The sequence below is a fragment of the Methylobacterium pseudosasicola genome (genome assembly GCF_900114535.1).
GTDB lineage: Bacteria > Pseudomonadota > Alphaproteobacteria > Rhizobiales > Beijerinckiaceae > Methylobacterium > Methylobacterium pseudosasicola.
Map to the genome: position 1 here is coordinate 41,719 of NZ_FOTK01000028.1, position 16,413 is coordinate 58,131.

Here is a 16,413-nt window from a genome sequence, read left to right on the forward strand (position 1 = left end):
GAGATGGCGCTCAGGCGTTGATCCACACGTCGGCGAAATTCGCTGATGGGCCGTCGATCGTGGTCGTGTGGTCCACGAGTCGCGTGTTCGCGATGGTGAGGTTCGCACCCGTAACCAGGTTGATGTCGGGCAGGTCGGTCGCGACCAGCACCTGGAACTGGCGGAAGAGATCACGGCGCTGGGCTGGATCCGTCTCGACCGCGGCGGCCTCGAGCAGGCGGTCCACGTCCGGGTTGCTGTAGCCCGAGCCGTTCGAGAAGGGCACACCCGGCTTGAAGTTCTTCGACCAGTAGAGCCGTTGCACCCCGACGGTCGGGTCGAAGGAATGGCTCATCGCGTTGCTCATGAAGTCGAAGTCGCGATCGGTATAGGTCCGCTTGAACCAGCTCGGCACATCCTGTGACCGGAGCGTCACCGCCACGCCGACCTTCGCTAGGGCCTGGCGCGTGTAGGCGCCGAGCTGCTGGTAGGTGTCGCTGTAGGGCATGTAGTCGTGGAACAGCTTGAAGCGGGTGCCGTCCGCGCCCCGCGGCAGGCCCGCCGCGTCGAGCAGCGCCTCCGCGCGCTTCGGGTCGAAGTCGTGCCGGGGGATGTCCGGATTGTAGAATTCTCTGAGGGCGGGGCTGATGCTCGCAGGGGCGCTCGTGCTGAAGCCGTAGAAGACGACCCGATTGATGGCCTCGCGGTCGATCGCATGGGCGACGGCTTGGCGGACCTTGCGGTCCCGGAAGTAGCGGTTGGCGAGGTTGAACTCGAGCCGGTACACGATCGGCTGATAATCGTACCCCCGCTTCTCCAAAATCAGATTCGGGTTGGCCTGAAGCGCTTCGAGTTGGCCCAGGGGCACCGGTGTGTCCGGCGCAAACAGAGCCTCGCCGGTTTCGAGCGCGATCGCCCGCGCGGACGCGTCCGCGATGAAGCGGACGATGATCCGGTCAAGGTGGGGCTTGCCTGGGTCCCAGTAATTCGGATTGCGTTCGAAGAGGATATGGCTGCCCTGCTTCCATTCCTTGAAGACGAAGGGCCCGGTCCCGATCGGCGCGCGCCCATTCGGATTCGCGAGGGGGTCGCCGCTCCCGTAAAGGTGCTTCGGGACGATCGGCGACTCGGAGGCGGTCAGCGCCGCGAGAAGGTAGGGCGCCGGTCGCGACAGGACGATCTCGACCGTCAGCGGATCCGGCGTCAGCACCTCGGTCACGGATGCGAAGGTGCTGCGTCCCCGGGGATGGTGCTCCTTAAGCAGCGCGATCGAGTGCGCGACATCGCTCGCGGTGAACGGCTGGCCGTCATGCCATCTGACATTCTCGCGGAGCGCGAAGCGAGAGCGCAGGCCGTCCGGGCTGACGCTCCATTGCGTCGCGAGCTGCGGCTTCGGACGGAAGTCGAGGTCGAAGGTGAGCAGCCCCTCCGTCACCTTCGGGCTGACCCGGGTGGTCGGTCCCGCCGTATGAGCCAAGGTCACCAGCACCGGCGGCTCGGGCTGGATGATCATGGTCAGGGTGCCCCCGCGCCGGGGCGCGAGAGCCCGCGCCGCGCCGGGTATGAGGGCGGCGAAGCTCGCGGTCGCGCCGAGGGCGAGGCCCCGGCCGAAGCCGCGGCGAGACATCATGATCATGCGATCGAAGGACGGAGATGCGCCCGATCACACATCGGGCCACACGATCTTAGGAGCCTGAGACCACGCGGGACAATTCTCTTCTTTGCCGAGAAAATCGAATGATTGGCTCCAGTTGCGTGTAAATCCAGCAAAAATATTCTTGTTGACTTGGGTTACTGACCTTTGAATGCTTGGCTTGGTGTTTGCGCTCGAGCCAAGATCTATTGTCCGCCGCAACACCTTTCGCTGCTCGAAAGGAGTTTTGGTCATGCGGCCCGTTTTCTCGGGTGGTGCCGAAGGCACGCTTACCCGCCCGACGACCCTGAAATTTCGTCCGGCGGCACGCGGGCCGAACGTCGCCGCCATCATCGCTCGGCGTGAGGGGATCCGGTGACGGAGCGGTGTCTCAGCGCGGGCCCGCGCCCGGCACGCCGTCATGTCTTGGCAGGACTCTCGGCAGGACTCTCGGCCCTGTTCGCTGCCCCGATCGCTGCATCCGCGCAGACATCGGCCTCGGCGAGGAAGACGCTGCGCGTCGGCTTCGCTCCCGGACCCTACCTCGACGCGTTCAAGCTCGGCGTCGAGCCGCAGCTCAAGCAGCAGGGCTACGACATCCGCACCCTGCACTTCAGCACGGGGTTGGAGGTGAATTCCGCCGTTGCCACGAACGAGATCGACGCGAACGTGATGCAGCACAGCGTCTATCTGAACGCCTACAACGATCGCAACGGCACGGACCTCGCAGGAATCGTGCAGGTCCCGACCCCGCCGATGGGCCTCTACGCGCGCACGCATAAATCGGCCTCGGAGGTCCGGCCGGGGGCGACGGTGGCCGTGCCCAACGATCCGGTGAACCTGGAGCGGGCGCTGAAGATCCTGCGCGACCTCGGGTGGATCGAGCTGAAGCCCGCGGCGAACCCGGTCGACGTGACCGAGCTCGATGTCGTGAAGAACCCGAGCGGGATCAGGCTCACGCTGCTTGAGAGCGCGCAGGCCCCGCGCGCCCTCGACGACGTCGACTTCGCCGCAATCCAGGGGAACTTCGCGATCGACAGCGGGCTCAAGCTGACCGAGGCGATCGCGCTCGAGAAGATGACCGCGCCCTATCTCAACGTCGTGGCGGTGAGACGGGGCAACATCGAGTCCCCATGGGCGCGCGACATCGTTGCGGCCTACCGGGCCCCCTTCTTCCGCGACGCGATCAAGGGCAACCGCAGCTATGACGGCTTCGCGCTGCCCGACTATTTCGCGTCCTGACGCCGCGGTCTCGATAATCCGCCTGATGCGGACACAATCGCGATCAGGTCGATCGTTCTGCGATCGGCCGCGACGGCGGAAGAGTGGATCGACTCGGCCTCTTAAATCGAACGAACATTCTATGGACGAGGAAAGCTTTTCTTTGTCTTATTCGACGGATTGAATCCCGGCCCGGCCTCAGCCCCATGTCGCGCAGACACTTGCATCTGAACGTGAACATCCTGCATGCCGGCTTCTTCGCGTCGGCGTGGCGGTTGCCGGAGAGCCGGCCGGGCGCCTTCACCGAGATCGCGCATTACGTGAAAACGGCGCAGATCGCGGAGCGCGGCAAGCTTGATGCGGTCTTCCTGGCCGATACGCCGTCGCTCGCCGAACGCCCGGACCTGCGGTCGTTCCTCTCCCTCGAACCGACGATCGTGCTCGCGTCCATCGCGGCGGCCACCGAGCATATCGGGCTGATCGCGACGGCCTCGACGACCTACAACGAACCCTACAACGTGGCCCGCCGCTTCGCGACGCTGGACCATGCCAGCGGCGGCCGGGCGGGCTGGAACGTCGTCACCACGGCCGACGCCCAGGCCTCCGCCAATTTCGGCCTGGAGGCGGTGCCCGATCACGCCACGCGCTACGCCCGAGCCCAGGAATTCACCGAGATCGTGCGGCTCCTCTGGGACAGCTGGGACGACGACGCGCTCGTCGGCGACAAGGCGGCCGCCCGCCTGATCGATCCGGCGCGTCTCCATGCCATCGACTATCACGGGCGGCACCTGTCGGTCGCCGGCCCGCTCAACCTGCCGCGCTCGCCGCAGGGGCGGCCGGTCCTCGTTCAGGCGGGCGGATCGGATGACGGGCGCGACCTCGCGGCGCGCTTCGCCGAGGTCGTGTTCAGCGTCGGCCAAACGCCGGAGGAGTCCCGCGCCTACGCGGACGATCTGCGACGCCGCGCGGCCCGGTACGGAAGAGGGCCGGACACGCTGGTCGTCCTGCCGGGCCTTGCCACGGTGATCGGCTCGACGGAGGCCGAGGCGAAGCGGCGCCGGGAGGAACTGACCGACCTCATCCCCGTCGCCTACGGCCTGTCCCGCCTCGGCGCGACGCTCGGTGTCGACCTGACGCAATACGACCTGGATGCGCCGCTGCCGGAGATCGCGATCCCGGCGAATGGCAGCACGACCTTCGCCCAGGCGATCCTCGCGCATGCGCGGCGTGACGGCCTGACCCTGCGCCAGCTCATCCTCTCGCTCGGCGGCGGCACGGGCCACCGCATCGTCGTGGGCACGCCCGAGCAGATCGCCGACGATATCGAGCACTGGTTCCGCGCCGGCGCGGCGGACGGCTTCAACCTGATGCCGGACGTGCTCCCGACCGGCCTCGAGACCTTCGTCGACACCGTGGTGCCGATCCTGCAGCAGCGCGGTCTGTTCCGCCGCGCCTACGACGGCGTCACCCTGCGCGACCATCTCGGCCTCGATCGGCCCGCAAGCCACTTCGCGGCGGACGCGCCGCAGCGCCTGTCCGCCTGACCCAGCCGAGGATCCCGCATGCCGCAGCGGCAGCTCTCCCTCAACGTCTTCGTCTTTCCGGGCGGCCATCACGAGGCGGCGTGGCGTCATCCGGATTCGGACCCGACCCGCGCCCTCGATATCGGCTTCTACCAAGATCTCGCGCGCAAGGCGGAGGCCGCCAAGTTCGACGCCGTCTTCTTCGCGGACGGTCCGGCGCTCGCCGACAACATCCGCTACGCCGCGCGCTTCCGCCTCGAGCCGCTGACCTGGCTGTCCGCGCTGGGCGCGGTGACGGAGCGCATCGGCCTGATCGGAACGGCCTCCACCACCTACTACGAGCCCTACAACCTCGCCCGGCTGTTCGCCTCCCTCGACCATCTCAGCCACGGCCGCGCCGGCTGGAACATCGTCACCACCTCGGCGGCCCAGGCGGCGCAGAATTTCGGGCTGGGCGAGCACCCGCCGCACGGCGACCGCTACGAGCGGGCGCGCGAGTTCGTGGAGGTCGTCGGCAAGCTCTGGGACAGCTGGGCGGACGACGCGGTGCTGGCGGATGCGGCATCCGGGATCTACGCGGACACGACGCGCATCCATCCGATCGACCATGCCGGCCGGCACTTCCGGGTGCGCGGCCCCCTGAACATCCCGCGCACGCCGCAGGGCCGCCCCGTCTACGTCCAGGCCGGCGCGTCGGATGACGGCCGCTTCTTCGCCGCGCAATACGCCGAGGCGATCTTCACGGCGCATCAGACATTTGCCAGTGCGCAGGTCTTCTACGCCGACATCAAGGACCGGGTCGCCGCCCTCGGGCGCCGCCCGGAGCACGTGAAGATCCTGCCGGGGATCAGCCCGTTCATCGGCAGCACGCAGCGGGAGGCGAAGGCGCTGGAAGCGGAGTTCAACGCGCTGATCCAGCCGGAATACTCGTTGACCCAATTGCGCAACATGACCGGTCTCGACCTCGCCGGCCACGACCTCGACGCGCCCTTCCCGCGCCACCTCATCGACACGGACACACGCTTCGGCGTGGCGAGCCGCTTCAAGCTGATCGTGGACATCCTCGACCGGGAGAAGCCGACCCTGCGGCAGCTCATCCAGCGGCTCGCCGGCGCGCGAGGCCACTACGTCTTCGTCGGGACGCCGGAACAGGTCGCCGACGAGATCGAGCATTGGTTCGTGAACGGCGCCGCCGACGGCTTCAACGTCATGCCGCCCTCACTGACGGGCGGTCTCGACGCGTTCATCGATCACGTGCTGCCGATCCTGCGCCGCCGCGGCCTGTTCCGTACGGACTATGTCGGGCGCACGCTGCGCGACCATTACGGCCTGCCGCGCCCGGAGGTGCCGTCTCCCGCGGAGGTGCGCGCGAGCGCCTGAGCCGAGCCCCTGGCCATGCCCGACGCTCCGCGCCTCGCCCGCGTCCTCGTTGGCGCATTGGCGCATGCCGTTCCCACCGTGATCGGCATCGTCATCCTCGATTTCTTCCTGCTGCGGCTCGCGCCCGGCGACGCGGCCGACGTGCTGGCGGGCGAGTCCGGCGCCGCGACGGAAGAGACCGTGGCGGCGCTTCGCAGCCGCTTCGGCCTGGACCTTCCGGTCCTCGACCAGTTGCTCGCCTACCTCGGCAACCTCACCCATCTCAGCCTCGGCTTCTCCCCGCGCTACAACATGCCGGTCAGCGACCTGATCATGCAGCGGCTGCCGGGAACCCTGGTGCTGATGCTCGTGGCGCTCGTTTTCGCCCTCGCCCTGGGCATCCTCCTCGGCGTGGTCATGGCGAATTTCGCGGGCGGCTGGCCGGATCGCCTGCTCTCGGTCGTCGCCCTCCTGTTCTACTCGATCCCGAGTTTCTGGATCGGGCTCATGCTGATCGTGCTGTTCTCGGTGAAGCTCGGCTGGCTGCCGAGCGGCGGCGCGGAGACGATCGGCTCGGACCTGACGGGCGTCGCCCACCTCCTCGACCGCGCCCGCTTCATGGTGCTTCCCGGTCTTTCGCTGTCCCTGTTCTACGTGGCGATCTACGGGCGGCTCGTGCGGGCCTCGATGCTGGAGGTGACCGCGCAGGACTACATCCGTACGGCCGCCGCCAAGGGCCTATCGCCGGTCGCCATCACCGTGCGGCACGCGCTGCGCAACGCGCTTCTGCCCGTCACAACCGTCGCAGGTGTCCATCTCGGCGGGCTGATGGGCGGTGCCGTCGTGGTCGAGACGGTCTATAGCTGGCCGGGCTTGGGGCGGCTCGCCTTCGAAGCTGTCATGGCGCGCGACTTCAGCGTGCTGCTCGGCGTGATGTTGCTCTCCGCCGCCCTCGTCATCGTCGCCAACGTTCTGATCGACCTGATCCAGGCTTGGCTCGACCCCCGCATCGAGGTGGCGTGATGAGCCGATCCGCGAGCGGCGCCCCGGCCCCGGCAGACACCGTGCGAATCCGGTTCCAGGCTGCAGCCTCTCGCAAGGTCGCGCCTGCACACGATCCCGTCGACCAAGCGCGCGCCCGGCCGGCATGGCCGATCCCGCGCGGCGGACGCGCCCGGCGCACGCTCACGCGAAATCCTGCCGCGCTCACCGGCCTTGCCTTCCTCTGCGCCATCCTCGCCACGGCGTGCCTCGCCCCGGTTCTCTACCCGGACGATCCGCTGGGCATGGTGGGGCGTCCGCTGATCTGGCCCGGACAGGACGCGGAATTCCCCCTCGGCACCGACTCGCTCGGCCGCGATGTTGCAGCCGGCCTCGTTCACGGGGCGCGTGTCTCCCTCCTGGTCGGCATCGCCGCAACGGTGGTCGGTCTCGCGCTCGGGCTCGCCGTCGGGGCGCCGGCCGGCTATTTCGGCGGCTGGATCGACCGGGTGCTCGTCCGGCTGATCGAGATTTTTCAGGCCGTGCCGGCCTTCATCCTGCTTGTGGTCGTCGTGGCCATCGCACAGCCCTCGGTGACGACGATCACGATCGCGATCGGTCTCGTCACCTGGCCCACCATCGCCCGCCTCGTGCGGGCCGAGTTCCGCGCCATCCGCGAGAAGGAGTTCGTGATGGCGGCCCGCAGTGTCGGCTACGGCCACCTGCGCATCATCCTGCGCGAGATCCTGCCGAACGCCCTGCCGCCGATCATCGTCACGGCATCCGTGATGGTCGCGTCGGCGATCCTGATGGAGAGTGCGCTCGCCTTCATGGGCCTGGGCGATCCGAACGTGGTGAGTTGGGGCTCGATGATCGGGGCAGGCCGTGAGCATCTGCGCACGGCCTGGTACCTCACGGCCCTGCCGGGCGTCGTCATCGTCTTCACCGTGCTCGCCCTGAATCTGTTGGGCGACGGCCTGAACGACGCCCTGAACCCCCGGATCGCGGCCGAGCGCCGGATATGACGGTGCTGCTCGACGTCCGCGACCTCTCGATCAGCTTCCCGAATGCGCGCCCCGTCCAGGAGCTGTCCTTCACGATCGAGGAGGGCGAGACCCTCGCGATCGTCGGGGAATCGGGCTCGGGCAAATCCCTGACCGCGCTCGCATTGCTGCGCCTGTTGCCGCGCACCGCGCAGATGTCGGCAGGGCGTGTCCGCTTCGCCGGGCGCGACCTCCTCGCCCTGTCCGAGCGAGAGTTCCGAAAGCTGCGCGGTCGTGACCTCGCGATGATCTTTCAGGAGCCCATGACCGCGCTCAACCCCGTTCTCCCGATCGGGGCTCAGGTCGCGGAGGTGCTGCGCCTGCATCTCGGCCTGTCGCGTAAAGCCGCTGCGCGCCGCGCCGTCGAGGTCCTCGACCTCGTGCGGATCCCGGACCCGGCGCGGCGCGCGACGGCCTACCCGCATCAGCTCTCCGGCGGTCAGCGCCAGCGCGTGATGATCGCCATCGCGGTCGCCGCGCATCCGAGCCTGCTTGTCGCCGACGAGCCGACGACGGCGCTCGACGTCACCATCCAGGCGCAGATCCTCGATCTCCTCGCGCAACTTCGGCGCGACCTGTCGATGGCGCTTCTCCTGATCACGCACGATCTCGGCGTGGTGGCCGAGTGGGCCGACCGCGTGATCGCCCTCTATGCCGGCCGCAAGGTCGAGGAGGCCCGGCCCGAACAGCTCCTCGGGACGCCCCGCCATCCCTACACGCAGGGGCTCATGGCGGCCTCGCCGCGCCAGCGGGTCGGATACCACTACACGGACGGTCCCCTGATCGAGATTCCCGGCCATATCGGCTCGGCCGCCGGGGAGGCCGGCTGCCCGTTCGCGCCACGCTGCGGCTTCACCGAACCCTCCTGTCGCACGTCCATGCCGCCCCTGCTCGCTCGGGAGGAGGGCCGCCTCGTCGCCTGCCCGGTGACGGCGGCTCGCGAGATCTCCCATGGCCACGCTGTCGGTCTCTGACCTCCACACCCATTACCGGCAGCGGGGTGCCACGCTCAGGGCCGTCGATGGTGTCTCCTTCACGGTCGAAGCCGGCGAGACCGTGGGGCTCGTTGGTGAATCGGGCTGCGGGAAGTCGACGCTGGGCAAGTCCCTGCTGCGGCTGATCGAGCCCACCTCCGGCCGTATCGAGATCGACGGGACGGACATGGGTCGGCTCCTGCCCAAGGCGCTCGCGCCGATCCGGCGCCGGCTCCAGATGGTTTTCCAGGACCCCTTCGGATCGTTGAACCCACGCCACACGGTCGGCGAGATCCTGACCGGCCCCCTCCAGGTCCACGGGCTGCGGGACCGCAGGGCGCGGCAGCAGCGGGCAATCGCGATGCTGGACCGCGTCGGGCTGCCGGCGGCCTCTCTGACGCGCTATCCGCATGAATTCTCGGGCGGGCAGCGCCAGCGGCTCGGCATCGCCCGCGCGCTCATCCTCGAGCCGGACATCATCGTCTGCGACGAACCGGTCTCGGCGCTCGACCTGTCGATCCAGGCGCAGATCCTGAACCTGCTCGGCGCGGCGAAGGCCGAACTCGGCTTGTCCTACCTCTTCATCTCGCACGACCTCTCGGTGGTGCGCTACGTCGCCGACCGGATCCTCGTCATGTATCTCGGTCGCATCGTCGAGACCGGCACGCATCAGAGCCTCTGGGCGCAGCCGCGCCATCCCTACACGCGCGCCCTGATCGATGCCGTCCCGGGCGCCGGACAGGGGACGGGACGGGCGCATCTCGGCGGCGAGTTGCCGAGCGCCCGTCAACGGCCGGCCGGATGCCGGTTCCACGCCCGCTGCCCGCTGGCGACCGAGCAATGTGAACGCGAAGAGCCGACGCTGCGAAGCTTCGCGCCGGACAGCGCCGTCGCCTGCCACCACGCCGAACTCTGACCCAGATTATTCGGGGCGGTCCGAGAACGACCAGAGCGCGCGTTGATGCCGACCCTTGAAGTCGCTGCCAGCGCCCTCAAGGGCCACTTGGTCGAGATCGCGCTTGCCGGAGACCGTCTCGAGGCGAAGGGCCGCTGCTACACCGCGATGGCGCAGATGCTGGGCACCCGCTCGGTGATCGAGCGCCTGGCCCAGCTCCTCCTCAATCTCGGCGATCTCTATGGGCGGAAGGAAGCGGGCGCCCGCATCATCGAACGGCGCATCACGCACGACGAGATCGCCGCCCTCATCGGCTCGACCCGGCAATGGATGACGATGATGCTCAAACGCTTCCAGGCCGACGGCATCGTCGCCGTGGACAAGGCGTCGATCCGCATCCTCCGCCCGGAGCGTTTGACCGCCATCGTCCAAGCGGCGGCTTGAGGCGGAACGCGAGCCATCGGAGGCTCAGCCGAGGGGACCATAATAGCTCGGCTTCGGACCGGTTCTGATAGGCTGGCTCGACCACGCGCCCGATCGCCGCTGGGGGGCGGGTGCGGGATGAGGCGTCCGGTCTCCCTCGACGCCAGGCTGGGAGAGGTAGCGCTCGCCGCTATCCGCGACGATGGCGACGATGGTCCGGCCCGCATTCTCCTGGCGCGCGGCCAATTGGGCTGCCGCGAACAGAACTGCGCCCGAGGACGGCCCGGCCGTGAGCCCTTCGTCCCGCGCCAGAGCCCGCGCCGTGAGCCGGGCCTGGGCCGTCTCGCACGCGATCACCGCGTCGACGACGCCGGAATCGTAGTTGCCGGGGAGATGCTGCGCCTCCACCTCGGTCACCTTGTGCACGCCCTCGACGGTGTCCACGTCCGGATGGTCGGGAGTCGGGACGGAGCCGGCCGCCGGCTCGACCACCACCACCTTCAGGCCGGGCTTCTGCGATTTCAGGTACCGGCCGGTGCCCGAGACCGTACCGCCGGTTCCCACCGCCGACACGAGGATGTCCACCGCCCCCGCCGTATCCCGCCAGATCTCCGGGCCGGTCGTCTCGAAATGGATCCGGGGATTGGCCGGATTGCCGCGCTGGTTGGTGTAGAAGGCCTCCGGATTCTCCTGCCTCACCCGATCGATGATGAGGTCCACGGCGCCGGGCTGCAGGAACTCGGCATCGTCGATCAGGATCGTCCGGGCGCCGTATTGATGGATCAGGCCGATCTTCTCGGGGCTGGTGGAGGCGCGCAGGTAGAACTTCGCCCGGTAGCCCCGGGCCGCAGCCAGGGCGGCGAGCCCGATCCCGGTATTGCCGCTGGTGAGATCGACCAGCGTCTGGCCGGGCCGGAGATGCCCGTCCGCCTCCGCGGCGCGGATGATCCCCCAGGCGGTGCGGTCCTTGATGCTGCCGGCCGGGTTCAGGTACTCGATCTTCGCCAGGATGCGGCAGGGACTGGTCTGCCGGCCGCCGAAGCGCTTCAATTCCAGCAACGGTGTGTTGCCGATCAGCGCGGCGAGATGATCGGGCCAAGCGTTGTCGGACCATGCGGTCATGCGTCGATCTCCAGGCCGGGGGCGTGCGCAGCGTCGCCCGGAACGATCGGTTCGGCGGCCGCCTCCACCTCCGGCGCCGCGCGGGCCGGCAGCGCGGGCAGCGCCGCCAGAAGGCGCCGGGTGTAGGGATCGGCGGGCGCCGCGAAGATGTCTTCGACCGTCCCGGTCTCGACGATCCGGCCATCCTTCATCACCGCGACGCGGTCGCTCATGTGCTGGATCACGCCGAGATCGTGCGAGATCAGCAGGAGGGTCAGGCCGAAGCGGTGCTGAAGGTCGGCCAGGAGGTCCAGGATCTGGGCCTGGGTCGTGACATCGAGGGCCGAGACCGGCTCGTCGCAGACGAGGAGGTCGGGCTGGCCGGCCAGGGCCTGGGCGATCGCCACGCGCTGGCGCTGGCCGCCCGAGAGCGTTCGGGGCTGTCGCGCCAGCATCTCGCGGGGCAGCCCGACGAGGGCCATCAGTTCGGCCGCCCGCGCGGCGCGCTGGCCAGCGGCGAGGCCGGGCTGCAGGCGCAGGGGCTGTTCGAGGATCCGCCGCACGGTGTCGCGCGGATCGAACGAGCCGAGGGGATCCTGAACGATGGTCTGGATCCGCGGGCGCAACGGTCGGCGGCTCCGCTCCGGCAGCGTGCTCCAGGGCCGACCCTCGAACAGGACCTCGCCGCGATCCGCCCGCTGAAGGGCGAGGACGACCCGGCCCAGGGTGGTCTTCCCCGAGCCCGATTCACCGACGATGCCGAAGGTCTCGCCCCGCCGCACCCGAAGCGAGATTCCGGCCAGGGCATCGACCGCCCCGCCCGGGCGGGAAAACCGGACGGCGACGTCGCGGATTTCGAGGATAGGCTCGGCCGGACGAGGATCCCTCGCCCGTTCCGGGCGGGCGCCGGCTCTGGAGAGCCAGCCCCGGCGCGTCCCGGGGCCCGGGACCGCGGCCAGCAGGCGGCGGGTATAGGTGTGGCGGGGATCCGCCAGCACCGCCCGGGCCGGACCCGCCTCGACGATCACGCCGTGCTGCATCACCGCGATCGTGTCGGCGACCTGGGCGGCGACCGCGAGGTCGTGCGTGATCAGCAGCAGCCCGTGGCCGGCCCGGGCCAGATCCGCGAAGACCGCCAGGATCTGGCGCTGGATCGTGACGTCGAGGGCGGTGGTCGGCTCGTCGGCGATGAGGAGGCGCGGGCGGCCTGCCAGCGCCGAGGCGATGAGCGCCCGCTGCCGCAGGCCCCCGGAGAGTTCGTGCGGGTATTGCGCCGCCCGGATTGCGGGGTCGGGGATGCCGACGCGGGCGAGCAGGGCCTGCACCTCCCCCGCCACCGCGTCCCGGGGCAGCAGGCGATGCGCGCGGATCGGCTCTGCGACCTCCTGGCCGATCCTGCGCAGCGGATCGAGGGAGACCAGGGCATCCTGGAGCACGAACCCGACCTGCCGGCCGCGGACGGCGCGCCACCGGCGCTCCGAGAGGCCGAGCAGGTCGAGAGCCCGGTCCTCGTGGCCGGTCAGCCGCAACGCCTCGGCCTGGATCCGGGCGCGGGCCCCCGCCAGCCCGACAAGGGCCCGGGCGGTGACCGACTTGCCCGATCCCGATTCGCCGACCAGCGCCAGGACCTCGCCCGGCCTGATGGCGAAGGAGACGCCGCGCACCACCTCGTCCGGGCCGCTCCGGCCCGGAAAGGCGACGCGCAGCCCCTCGACCGCGAGGACGGGGGTGGCCCCGGCCTCCTCCCGGAGAGCCGGGCCGCGAGGATCGGCGCCCACGCCGGTCACGCGCCGTCGCTCCCGGCCAGCAGGTCTTGCAGCCCGCGCCCGAGGATCGTGATGGCGATCACCGAGACCGCGACGACGGTGGCCGGCAGGACGCTGATCCAGGGCGCCGTGTCGAGGTAGTTGCGGCCGTCGGCCAGCAGCGCACCCCACTCGGCCACCGGCGGCACCACGCCGAGACCGATGAAGCTCAGGGCCGAGGCGGTCAGGACCGCATGACCGAGGCCGATGGTCGCCACCACCACGAGCGGCCGGGTCGCATTCGGGATGACGTGACGGAGGATGATCGTCCGGCGCGGCTCGCCCAGCGCCACGGCGTGCTCGACATAGCCGGACCGGACGACCCGCAGGACCTGCGACCGCACCAGCCGCGCATAGCCCGCGATGCTCGAAAGGCCCACCGCCAGCAGGGTGTTGGCCGGCCCGCGGCCCAGGGCCACGATGACGAGGAGCGCGAGCAGGATCTCGGGGAAGGCGAGGAACACATCGATCAGCCGCACGAGGATCGCCCGCACGACCGGTGGGGCGAGCGCCGCCGCCAGTCCCAGGAGCACGCCGCCCGCGCAGGCAACCAGCGTCGCGCCGAGGCCGATGGTCAGCGACAGCGACGTGCCGTGGACCACCCGGGCGAAGACGTCCCGCCCCAGCTGGTCGGTCCCGAACCAGTGGGCCGGGCCGGGGTGCGCCAGGATCGCATCGGTGTCGATCGCGTCGGGGGCGAGCCCGGTGAACAGGCCGGGCGCGGCGGTGGCGACGGCCAGGAGCAGCACGGGGACGAGGGGCACGAGGAGGCCGGGCCTATGCCAGAGCGCGGGCGCGCCGGGATCGGGGCGGAGCCGGCCGATGATCGCGAGCATGTCGGTCATGGCGCGGTCCGCCTCAGGCGCGGATCGATGCGCCGGTACAGGGTGTCGAGGGAGAGATTGATCAGCACCGAGGCCAGCGCCGAGAGCATCATCAGGCCGAGGAGGAGCGGCATGTCCCGGGTCCGGATCGCCTGGATCGTGATCTGGCCGATGCCGGAGCGGCCGAACACCGTCTCGGTCAGGATCGAGCCGCCGAGCACGCCGGCGAACAGCGTGCCGGCCAGCGTCGAGGCGGCGAGCGCCGCATGGCGCAGGGCGTGACGCAGGCGCAAAGCCGCCTCGCCGACGCCGCGCATCCGGATCGTGAGCGCGAAGGGCTGCGCCAGCGCCTCCTCCAGCCCGTCCCGCAGCACCTGCGCGAGAAGCGCGGCCAGCGGCAGGCTGAGCGCCACCGCCGGCAGGACCAGCGCCGGGATCCCCTCGCCACCGATGATCGGAAACCAGCCGAGGGTGAAGCTGAACAGCACGAGCAGCAGCAGGCCGAACCAGTAGACCGGCGTGCTCAGCACCGCGAGTTCGAGGCCGGAGAGCACGCCGCGCAGCCATCCGCGGCGGCCGGCTGAGACCAGGGCGCTCGCGAGGCCGAGGCCGAGAGCCAGGACCATGGCGGCGCCCGCGAGCTGGAGCGTCGGGCCTGCGGCTTCGGCGATGACCGTGATCACCGGCAGCCGATACTGGTAGCTCTGGCCGAAATCCCCGGCGAGCGCGTGCGCGACGTAGCGGGCGTACTGGACCGCCAGGGGCTGGTCGAGACCGTAGCGCGCGACGAGGGCGGCCCGCTCGGCGGCGTCGACGATGTTCTCGCCGCCGGTCAGGATGGCGACGGGATCGCCCGGAATCGCCTTGATCGCGACGAAGGCGATCGTCGCAGCCGCCCAGAGCACGCTGAGGATCACGCCGAGGCGCTGCAGCGCGACGGCGAGCCCGGCCAGGGCGGTTCGGCTACGGGGCGAGCCAGGCATCGTAGAAGCTCGGCTTGGCGTTCGCTGTCCAGCTGATGCCGTTCAGGCGCTTCGACGCGCCCAGCTGGAACGCCGGCACGTAGAGCGGCACCGCGTAGGCAGACCCGATGATCTCGGCCTGGATCTGCCGGTAGAGACCCCCGCGCACCGCGTCGGGCGCGCCGACCGCCTGCGTCAGCGCCGCGTCGAGGGCGGTGACGCGGGAGAAATTCGCCCCGTTGGGCGGGATATAGGCCGAATGGAAGACCGTGCGCAGGATATCCGGCTCGGGGCGGACATAGTAGATCGAGGCGCTATCGTAGTCGTTGGCGGCGGTCCGGGCCGTGAACCCGCCGGCATCGACCGGATCCAGCTGAAGATCGAAGCCGGCTTTCTTCACCGCGTACTGGACGGCTTGGACCAGAGTCAGGTTGTCGGCCCCCCAGAAAGCGGTGTCGTAGACGAGGCGGATAGCGAGCCGCGCGCCGGCCTTGGTGCGGATGCCTTCCGGACCCGTCCGTGTCCAGCCGGCCTCGTCGAGCAGCCGCGCCGCCCGCTGCGGATCGAAGCCCCAGCTGCGCGCCACCGCCGGATCGTAATGGAGGGTCGCGGGGCCGAGGATGTTGTCGGCGGGCTTCAGGCTGCCGAAGAAGGCGACCTTGACGAGCGCCGGGATGTCGATCGCGCTCTGGAACGCCTGTCGGACCCGGATATCGGCGAAGGGGCCGCGGCTGGTGTTCAGGAACAGCGACCAGTTCACCCCCGGGTTCTCGCGCGTGACAACGCGCAGGCGCGGATCCGCCTGGACCGCGCGGAAATTCGCCGGCGGCACCTCGTCGATCGCCTGGATCTGCCCGCTCGTGAGCGCCCCGAGCCGCACCGCGGCTTCCGGCAGATAGCGGAACGCGATGGCGTCGAGATAGGCCGGCCCGGTATGGGCGGCGAAGCCAGGCCCCCACGCATAATCCTTGCGCCGGACCAGGTGGCTGCCGCTGCCCTTGACGTAGCGTTCGAGAATGAACGGGCCCGAGCCGACGACGGTGTTCGTGGTGCTGCGCGCGTCGCGCAGGTAGGTCGGCGACTGGATGCCGAGATAGGGCAGGCTCAGGCCCTGCAGCAGCGGCACGAAGGGCTGCGTGTACCGGAACACGACGGTGTCCGGGTCCGGGGCGGTGACGGTATCGAGCGGGCCGAGCAGGGACTTGGCGTAGCTCGACGTCGTCTTCGGATCGAGGATGCGATTGATGTTGAACGTCACCGCCTCGGCGTCGAGCCGGGTGCCGTCGCTGAAGGTCACGCCGCGGCGCAGATGGAACGTGTAGACGGTGTTGTCGGCATTCACCTCCCAGCGCTCGGCGAGCCAGGGGGTGAAGCTCTTGTCCTCGGCCTGGCCGACGAGGGAATCGACCACGTGCCGGGTGATCAGGGCGGTGATCGAACTGCCGGTGATCGAGGGATCGATGATCGCCGTGTCGGAGGCGAGGCCGACCGTCAGCGTCCCGCCCGGGACCGGCCCGTCCGCCCGGCAATCCCGCGCGGCGGCGCCGAGGAGACAGACGGCGGCGGCCGCGAGCATGCCGAGCCTGCCCAGGATGGCGGGGCGCCGGAGGGGCCGGCCCGGGGCCGGAGGGGAAGCATCGTCACGCAGGTTGGTCATGGCTGTCCGTCGGGGCCCCTTGCCCGGAGTTGC

The 16,413-nt window shown here is 69.9% G+C and carries 13 protein-coding genes and 1 pseudogene; 8 read left to right on the forward strand and 6 right to left on the reverse strand.

Translation table 11 applies throughout. The features are described 5' to 3' along the window. Positions 1-10: 10 nt before the first annotated feature. Positions 11-1,609 (reverse strand): ABC transporter substrate-binding protein, encoded by a 1,599-nt coding sequence (locus BM228_RS22975; RefSeq protein ID WP_244537276.1) that lies wholly within the window; start codon positions 1,607-1,609, stop codon positions 11-13. Between the two features lie 429 nt (positions 1,610-2,038). Between BM228_RS22975 and BM228_RS22980 the strand changes: the two genes are divergently transcribed. The 8 genes and pseudogenes from BM228_RS22980 to BM228_RS23015 form a co-directional block, all read left to right on the forward strand. After that, on the forward strand, positions 2,039-2,854 hold the full coding sequence (locus BM228_RS22980; protein WP_092044254.1) for a MetQ/NlpA family ABC transporter substrate-binding protein: 816 nt from the start codon (positions 2,039-2,041) through the stop codon (positions 2,852-2,854). A 185-nt stretch (positions 2,855-3,039) separates the two neighbouring features. Continuing rightward, the gene (locus tag BM228_RS22985) at positions 3,040-4,377 is read left to right on the forward strand and encodes an LLM class flavin-dependent oxidoreductase (RefSeq protein ID WP_092044255.1); all 1,338 of its coding nucleotides are present in this window, start codon (positions 3,040-3,042) and stop codon (positions 4,375-4,377) included. 18 nt (positions 4,378-4,395) lie between these two features. Then, positions 4,396-5,736 carry an LLM class flavin-dependent oxidoreductase gene (locus BM228_RS22990; RefSeq protein ID WP_092044256.1) on the forward strand — a complete coding sequence of 447 codons (1,341 nt, stop codon included), beginning with the start codon at positions 4,396-4,398 and terminating at the stop codon, positions 5,734-5,736. A 15-nt stretch (positions 5,737-5,751) separates the two neighbouring features. Then, positions 5,752-6,738: an ABC transporter permease gene (locus tag BM228_RS22995; RefSeq protein WP_092044257.1), complete on the forward strand. Its 987-nt coding sequence runs from the start codon at positions 5,752-5,754 to the stop codon at positions 6,736-6,738. After that, positions 6,738-7,721, forward strand: coding sequence for an ABC transporter permease (locus BM228_RS23000; protein WP_092044258.1), 984 nt, complete (start codon positions 6,738-6,740; stop codon positions 7,719-7,721). The genes BM228_RS22995 and BM228_RS23000 overlap by 1 nt, the downstream gene beginning before the upstream one ends. Continuing rightward, positions 7,718-8,713 carry an ABC transporter ATP-binding protein gene (locus tag BM228_RS23005; protein ID WP_092044259.1) on the forward strand — a complete coding sequence of 332 codons (996 nt, stop codon included), beginning with the start codon at positions 7,718-7,720 and terminating at the stop codon, positions 8,711-8,713. Before BM228_RS23000 ends, BM228_RS23005 begins: the two co-directional genes overlap by 4 nt. Continuing rightward, complete coding sequence (locus BM228_RS23010) at positions 8,691-9,629, forward strand: ABC transporter ATP-binding protein (RefSeq protein ID WP_092044261.1); 939 nt, start codon at positions 8,691-8,693, stop codon at positions 9,627-9,629. Before BM228_RS23005 ends, BM228_RS23010 begins: the two co-directional genes overlap by 23 nt. 117 nt (positions 9,630-9,746) lie before the next feature. Then, positions 9,747-10,052 (forward strand): annotated as a pseudogene (locus BM228_RS23015) (Crp/Fnr family transcriptional regulator); the annotation flags it as partial. Positions 10,053-10,076: 24 nt separating this feature from the next. Here BM228_RS23015 and BM228_RS23020 read toward each other — a convergent pair. From BM228_RS23020 to BM228_RS23040, 5 genes are read right to left on the reverse strand one after another with little or no spacing between them, the layout of a single operon-like run. Then, a complete protein-coding gene (locus BM228_RS23020) occupies positions 10,077-11,153 on the reverse strand; it encodes a PLP-dependent cysteine synthase family protein (RefSeq protein WP_092044263.1) in 1,077 nt (358 codons plus the stop codon). Beyond that, positions 11,150-12,910 (reverse strand): dipeptide ABC transporter ATP-binding protein, encoded by a 1,761-nt coding sequence (locus BM228_RS23025; RefSeq protein ID WP_092044305.1) that lies wholly within the window; start codon positions 12,908-12,910, stop codon positions 11,150-11,152. Before BM228_RS23025 ends, BM228_RS23020 begins: the two co-directional genes overlap by 4 nt. 5 nt (positions 12,911-12,915) lie before the next feature. Continuing rightward, the gene (locus tag BM228_RS23030; protein WP_092044265.1) at positions 12,916-13,782 is read right to left on the reverse strand and encodes an ABC transporter permease; all 867 of its coding nucleotides are present in this window, start codon (positions 13,780-13,782) and stop codon (positions 12,916-12,918) included. Next, positions 13,779-14,744 (reverse strand): ABC transporter permease, encoded by a 966-nt coding sequence (locus BM228_RS23035; protein ID WP_092044267.1) that lies wholly within the window; start codon positions 14,742-14,744, stop codon positions 13,779-13,781. The genes BM228_RS23030 and BM228_RS23035 overlap by 4 nt, the downstream gene beginning before the upstream one ends. After that, positions 14,725-16,380, reverse strand: a complete 1,656-nt coding sequence (locus BM228_RS23040) for an ABC transporter substrate-binding protein (protein WP_244537278.1) — start codon at positions 16,378-16,380, stop codon at positions 14,725-14,727. The genes BM228_RS23035 and BM228_RS23040 overlap by 20 nt, the downstream gene beginning before the upstream one ends. Positions 16,381-16,413: the final 33 nt, after the last annotated feature.